At 68.5% G+C, this 1,977-nt stretch carries 2 protein-coding genes; both read left to right on the top strand.

The window, feature by feature from the left end:
- Entirely contained in the window at positions 1-462 is a 462-nt protein-coding gene (locus EOL86_14245; GenBank protein ID NCD26733.1) for a DUF58 domain-containing protein, read from the top strand.
- On the top strand, positions 459-1,977 hold a 1,519-nt coding region (locus EOL86_14240; GenBank protein ID NCD26732.1), incomplete at its 3' end, for a DUF3488 domain-containing protein. The genes EOL86_14245 and EOL86_14240, both read left to right, overlap by 4 nt.

Genomic DNA, 1,977 nt, shown 5'->3' with positions numbered 1-1,977 from the left:
TTGTTTCGGTGTTGGTCTCCGAACATTCTGCCGGTCAGCGGCCTGGTCTATCCCGAGCCCATCCCGACGGATTTGCGCGAGAGCGGGGCGGTTCAGGCCGGAAGCCAGGATCAGCCGGGCACGGGGCAGGGGCTGGCCGGAGAGTTCGGCGGCATCCGGCCGTACCGGCCCGAGGACGGCCTGTCGCGTGTGTCCTGGAAGGCTTCGGCGCGTGGGGTGGGGCTGTTCGCCAAGGAATTCGTGTCCGGTCTGGGCTCGACCCTGCTTCTGGATTGGACGCTGGTCCGGGCCGCAGCCTACGAGGAACGCATCAGCCGTCTGGCCGGCATGGTCCGGGAGGCGGAACGCGGCGGGCTGTCCTACGGCCTGCGCCTGCCCGGCCGGGAGATCGCCCTGGGCAGCGGGGCCGCCCATGCCCACGCGTGCCTGGAAGCCCTGGCCCTGTTGCCGGAGGACGCATGAACCACGACAAGCGCCGTTTCGCCGTTGTGCTGGGGGCCGTGGCCGTGGCCTTTGGCCCGCATCTGGCCCATGTGCCGCTTTTCGTGTCCGTGTTTGTCGGCGCGGCCTGGAGCTATGCCCTGGCCATGCAGTTTCGGGGGTGGCCCGTGCCGCCGCGCTGGATGCGCGTGGTTCTGGCTCTGGCCTGCCTGATCCTGGTCGTGGCGGCCCACGGTCGGACCTTTGGTCGGGACGCTGGCGTGGCCCTGCTGGCCCTGATGCTGGGCCTCAAGCCCCTGGAGGGCAAATCGGTCCGGGACCTGCTGGCCCTGCTTTTTCTGGCCTATTTCGTGGTCGTGACCAACGTTCTGTACGCCCAAAGTCTGCCCATGAGCGCGTATATGCTGGCCTGCGTCATCCTGATTACCGGGGCGTTGGTTCACCTGCATTCGGAACGCTCCGACCTGCTGCCGGATCTGCGCCGGGGCGGGGCGCTGTTGATCCAGTCCCTGCCTCTGGCCGCACTGCTTTTCATTTTTTTCCCACGCCTGCCCGGTGCCCTGTGGGGCGTGCACGATTCCCGCGACGAAGGGGTCAGCGGGTTCAGCGAAACCCTGGAGCCCGGGTCCGTGGCCGGTTTGTCCCTGTCCCGGGCCGTGGCCTTTCGCGTCGATTTTCCAGGGCCCATCCCGGACACGACCGACCTGTACTGGCGGGGACTGGTTCTGGACTCCTTTGACGGCACGCGGTGGTTCCGGGCCGGAGGCCCGCCAGCAGAGGCGGACGCCCTGATCCGAGCCCTGGCGTCCGGCAGCCGGGTGGTCCACACTGTGACCCTGGAACCGCACAATGCGCGCTGGCTTTTCGCCCTGGACCTGCCCGTTTCCCCGCCTGAAAAAATCGTTTTCGGGCCGGACCGCACCCTGGAAGCCCCGCGACCGGTACGCTCGCGCATCCGCTATGACATGATTTCCGTCCCTGGGGCGCGCCTGGACGAGGACCGCCCCGACGCCCGTTGGACCGATCTGCCCGCCGGCGGCAACAGCCGCTCCAGGGAGCTGGCCGGACAATGGCGGGCGGCCGGTCATTCGACCCGGCGGATGGTGGACGTGGCCCTGGACATGTTCGCCCATGACGGCTTTGCCTATACCTTGCGTCCGGGCCCATCCCAGGGCGATTTGATCGATCATTTCTTGTTCACGTCCCGTCAGGGGTATTGCGAGCATTTCGCCTCGGCCCTGACCTTTTTGCTGCGCGCGGCCGGTGTTCCGGCCAGGGTCGTGGTCGGGTACCAGGGCGGGGAGCGAAACCCCGTGGGCGGGTACCTGATGGTCCGCCAATCCGAGGCCCACGCCTGGGTCGAGGTCTGGATGGAGGGGGCGTGGACCCGCGTGGACCCGACTTCGGTCGTGGCCCCGCTGCGCATCGCCCAGGGTCAGGCGGCCGCGCTGCCCGAAGAGGTTTCGGCCCTGCCCGAAGAGGGCGTGGCCCTGGTTCGGGCCGTGGGACGCTTTGTCCGGCTGGGTTGGGACGCGA

It is taken from the genome of Deltaproteobacteria bacterium, assembly GCA_009930495.1.
Lineage (GTDB): Bacteria > Desulfobacterota > Desulfovibrionia > Desulfovibrionales > Desulfomicrobiaceae > Desulfomicrobium.
This window is presented reverse-complemented; position numbering and strand designations above follow the sequence as displayed.